Genomic DNA, 1,203 nt, shown 5'->3' on the forward strand with positions numbered 1-1,203 from the left:
CCACACGCCACCCCCTTCAGAACCGCATCCCCATTTCCAGCCCGAACAGGCGCCGTCGCATCCGGCGACGTCCAGGCACCCGCCACTCCCCTAGAATCGCGTCTCCACTTCCAACGCGAACAGGTGGCGTGGCGCGTCCGGCGGTGTCCGGGCACCGCGTGCGTCCTTCAAGTCGAGCACCCACGCGTACCGCGCCCGCGTCGTCACCGCGTCCCCCGCCGCCCAGCTCGCATCGAACGTCGCGCGGAAGGACTGCTCCAGTCGGTTCCGCGTCGCGAGGTCCTCGTCCTTCCACACCGCCCGCCCCCGCAGCCGCACCGCCTCGCACGGCCTCACCTGCGCCTCCGCCACCGCCTGCGCGTCCTCGCGCATGCCCCCGTTCACCGGATCATCCACGCGTGCATGCGCGTACTGCGCAGCCACGGACACGGCTTCGTGAAGCTCCGCCTTCACGCGCGCCGACACGCGCAACAGCGACCCCGAGCAGGGCTCATCCCCCGTCCCGTCGAAGCAGTCCCCCGCCACACCGACGTCCTTGTCCCGGTACTCGCCCCACAGCGAGGGCTGAAACAACGCATGCGCCTTCCAGTCCACCCGCGCGGAGGCCCGCAGGTTCACCGTGCCGGCACTGCCTGATGACGCCCCGTCGGAGGGCAGCGTCCACGTGTCCACCTCGCCCCGCAGCCGCCATGCATCCAGCCGATGCAGGTAGCGCACGCGCGCGCCCACTTCGTTCCGGGCCCGCGAGCCTTCCAGCTCATCCGGCCCGGAGACCGCGCCCGTGTACGGATTGGCGAAGCCGCGTCCGTAGGCGCGCAGCGACACCTCCAGCTCCCGCGACGGATCCGCCACCACCGTGCGCTGAAGCACGCCGAACCCACCGCCTCCGCCCGGTGTCGCGTCGAAGCTGCGAGCCGCCTCCACGAAGAGGTCCACCGGCCCGTGGCCCCACGCACCATCGAACCCCACCGCGCCGAAGCCGCCTCCCGCCGGGTAGCCCGCGGTGGAGCGGAAATCGAGCGCCGTGCCCTCCACGCTCCACACCGGCCGCGCGCCCCACGCGGTCGCCCCCACCTGGGCCCGTGAACTCCACGCAAGCGTCGCGTGGCCTCCGCCCGCCCACTCGTGGAACACCGCGGGCAACGTCCGCGACACCACGCGCCCCTCTGTCCCCCCGAGCCACACCGGCGGCGCCTTGCACCC

The 1,203-nt window shown here is 72.9% G+C and carries 1 pseudogene; it reads right to left on the bottom strand.

Annotated features, from left to right (window positions below):
• Window positions 1-90: 90 nt before the first annotated feature.
• Window positions 91-1,203, bottom strand: a pseudogene (locus tag D7Y13_RS41575) (hypothetical protein); the annotation flags it as partial.

This window comes from Corallococcus praedator (genome assembly GCF_003612125.1).
In the GTDB taxonomy this organism is placed as follows: Bacteria; Myxococcota; Myxococcia; order Myxococcales; family Myxococcaceae; genus Corallococcus; species Corallococcus praedator.